Here is a 3,272-nt window from a genome sequence, read left to right as displayed (position 1 = left end):
CTCCCGCCCAGCCCGACTACCGTCGCAGGAATGGCACGGGTGTGTGTGGTCGGCAGCGTGAACATGGACCTGACGTTCGGCGTCGACGCCCTGCCGCGTCCGGGCGAGACGGTGCTGGCGTCGTCGTCGAGCCACGGTCCGGGCGGCAAGGGCGGCAACCAGGCGGTCGCCGCGGCGCGGGCGGGCGCACGGGTGCAGTTCGTCGGCGCGCTCGGCGAGGACGCCGCCGCCGGACAACTGCGGGCGCACCTGAGGGCCAACGGCGTCGGGCTGGACGGGACCGTCGCCGTCCCCGGGCCGAGCGGCACGGCGATCATCGTGGTCGACGCCGGCGCCGAGAACACCATCGTGGTCTCCCCGGGCGCCAACGGGCGGCTTTCGCCGACCGACGACGCGGTGCGCGCGGTCATCGCCGACTGCGACGTGCTGTTGACCCAGTTGGAGATTCCGGTCCCGGCCGCGCTGGCGGCGGCGCGGCAAGCCCGTTCGGCCGGGGCGGTGGTCCTGGTCAACGCGTCGCCGGCCGGGCGGCGGGACGGCGCACTGGCCGAACTGGCGGCACTGGCCGACGTGGTGATCGCCAACGAGGACGAGGAGAGACAATGGCGTTGGCGGCCAAGCCATCTGGTGACCACCCTGGGCCCGCACGGCGCCCGCTACGCCGGCGCCGACGGTGAGTTCACGGTGCCGGCCCCGGCGGTCGACGCGGTGGACACCACCGGGGCCGGCGACGTGTTCGCCGGGGTGCTGGCGGCGACCTGGCCGCCGGGCCCGGGCGCGGACCCGGCGCACAAAGCACAGCGGCTGCACGCGTTGCGCCGCGCCTGCGCCGCGGGGGCGCTGGCGACCCTGGTGGCCGGTGCCGGCGACTGCGCGCCGGGCGCCGACGCGATCGACGCGGCGCTGCGCGAGGGGGGTTCGAGCTAGCCCCGGCGCACGTCGTGGGCGATCGTCAGGCCGCCGGCCATCTCGAGTTCGTCGGTGGTCTGACTCAGCAACACGCGACTGCGACCGGGCGAAAGCAGGGCAGACAGGTGATGGTGCGGCGCGCCGGCCACGAACACCAGCCGATTGACGCGCAGCAGCGCGGCGCCGATCGCCGTGTCCAGCAAGCGGGCGTTGCGCGGGCCCGCGATCTCGGCGGTGACCTCATGGCGCACCCGGTCGGCGACGACCCCCGCGTCCGACAGCAATTGATAGAGGGGCGCGCGCCGCAGCGCGGACTCCGTCAGCGTGCCGGCGAGTTCCGCGGGCAGCCAGGCGTCACTGACGATCAACGGCTCCCCGGTCCTGCGTTGCCGCCGCACCCGCACGATGTGCAGCAGGTCGCCGGACGTCTCGAGCGCCTCGGCGACGGGTTGCGGAGGGCGGCGGACCCCGAGTTCGACCACCTCCACCTCGGTTTCGAACTGGGTCTGGCGCAGCCCCGCCATGTAGGAGCTGCCGGCCGACGACACGTCGGCCGGGCCGTGCGGTCGGACAAAGGAGCCCACCCCGTGCCGGCGCTCGATGTAGCCCTGCTCGGCCAGGTCCGCCAGCGCCCGGCGCACGGTGATGCGGGAGACCCCGAACTGCTCGCAGAGGGTCTGCTCGCTGGGCAGCGCGTCGCCGGGGGCCAGCACGCCGCGGTCGATCTCGTCGTGCAGCACCAGGAACAGCTGCCGGTGCAGCGGGACGCCCGCAGCGGCGGACACCGGTGCCGCCCTGTCGCCGGCCTTGTCCACGGTCATGAATGTTTCCACACCCGTCCCCTTGCGCTCGCTTCGCTAGTTGTTATATGTATATAACAACTAGCCGGGAAGGGGTGGCCGATGACGGTACTGACGCAGCGGGCCGCCACCGACCCGGCGGGGCCCACCGGACGGCTGGCCACCTGGGTCGCCGGGCTCACCCTCGACGACGTGCCACACCCGGTCGTGCGGCGCGCCAAGCACCTGCTGCTCGACGGCCTGGGCTGCGCCCTGGTCGGCGCGCGGCTGCCCTGGTCTCGGCTCGCCACCGACGCGGTACTCGGCATGGAGGGCGGGGGTGACACCGTCGTCATCGGCACCGGCCGCACCACCGGCGCACCCGGCGCCGCGATCCTGAACGGCACGTTCATCCAGGGCTTCGAGCTCGACGACTTCCATCCCCTCGCGCCGCTGCACAGTTGCTCGCTGGTCATCCCCGCCCTGCTGTCGACGGCCGCGACCCGGCCGGGAACGATCACCGGCGCCGAACTGCTGCTCGCGGCGATCGTCGGGTTCGAGGTGGGGCCGCGCGTCGGCTACACCCTGCACGGCACCCAGATGCTCGACCGCGGCTGGCATTCCGGGTCGGTCTTCGGCACCCACGCGGCGGCCATGGCGTCGGGCAAGCTCCGCGGACTGCCGCCCGCGCAACTGGAAGACGCCCTCGGGCTGGCGGCCACCCAGTCGTCGGGGCTGATGGCCGCGCAGTACGAGGCCATGAGCAAACGCATGCATCACGGCCTGGCCGCCCGCAACGGGTTTTACGCCGCGGGCCTGGCGGCGGCCGGCTATACCGGCATCAAGCGGGTGTTCGAGCGCGAATACGGCGGCTTCCTCAGCGTTTTCGGCGAGGGTCACGAACCCGACGCCGCACTGCTCACCGGCCGGCTGGGCCGGCGCTGGGAGACGACGATCATCATGGTCAAGCCCTACGCCGCGATGGGCGGCCTGCACGGGGCGATCGATGCCGCCAGACGGCTGCGCGAATCCGTTGCACCCGAGAACATCTCAAAGGTCGACATCACCGTCGGCGAGACCGTCTACAAGCACGGCTGGTGGCCGCCGGAGCGACCGCTGACGCCGATCGGGGCGCAGATGAATATCGGCTACGTCACCGCCGCGGCGCTGCTCGACGGCAACGTGCTGCCCGAACAGTTCGCCCCGGCGCGCCGCGACGCCGACGACATCTGGTCGCTGATCGCCGCAACCACGGTCCATCTCGACGAATCGCCGGCCCGCGCCGCGATGACCGAGAAGTTCCGCACCGAGCTGGCGGTGACGACCGTCGACGGCGCCGTGCACCGGGTCCGCGTCGACGTACCGCATGGCGCGCCGACCGACCCCGTCACCGACGACGAACTCGTCGCGAAGTTCCACGCGCTCGCCGAGCGGGTCACCGACCGCGCCCGCGCCGACGCGATCGAACGGGCGGTGCTCGGTCTGGACGAACTCGACGACACCGATCATCTGACCCTGATTTTTCAGCCTGATGTGGGTGATGGCTGTGTCGTGACACGGAAATGCCCTTCGTGCAAGGGAAAA

General features: G+C 72.5%; 3 protein-coding genes. 2 read left to right on the top strand and 1 reads right to left on the bottom strand.

Features of this window, described 5'->3' with window-relative positions; all coding sequences use genetic code 11:
* Positions 1-927 (top strand): ribokinase (locus FPZ47_RS26995; RefSeq protein WP_425461849.1); only part of this gene is annotated, 927 nt, incomplete at its 5' end.
* Here FPZ47_RS26995 and FPZ47_RS26990 read toward each other — a convergent pair.
* Positions 924-1,730 carry a GntR family transcriptional regulator gene (locus FPZ47_RS26990; protein WP_144957275.1) on the bottom strand — a complete coding sequence of 269 codons (807 nt, stop codon included), beginning with the start codon at positions 1,728-1,730 and terminating at the stop codon, positions 924-926. The two genes, FPZ47_RS26995 and FPZ47_RS26990, sit on opposite strands and share 4 nt — an antisense overlap.
* Before the next feature lie 81 nt (positions 1,731-1,811).
* Between FPZ47_RS26990 and FPZ47_RS26985 the strand changes: the two genes are divergently transcribed.
* Positions 1,812-3,272: MmgE/PrpD family protein (locus FPZ47_RS26985; protein WP_144957272.1), on the top strand; the 1,461-nt coding region annotated here is incomplete at its 3' end.

The sequence above is a fragment of the Mycobacterium helveticum genome, from assembly GCF_007714205.1.
GTDB lineage: Bacteria > Actinomycetota > Actinomycetes > Mycobacteriales > Mycobacteriaceae > Mycobacterium > Mycobacterium helveticum.
The sequence above is the reverse complement of the archived record's forward strand: the minus strand, read 5'-3'. Positions and strand labels throughout refer to the sequence as shown.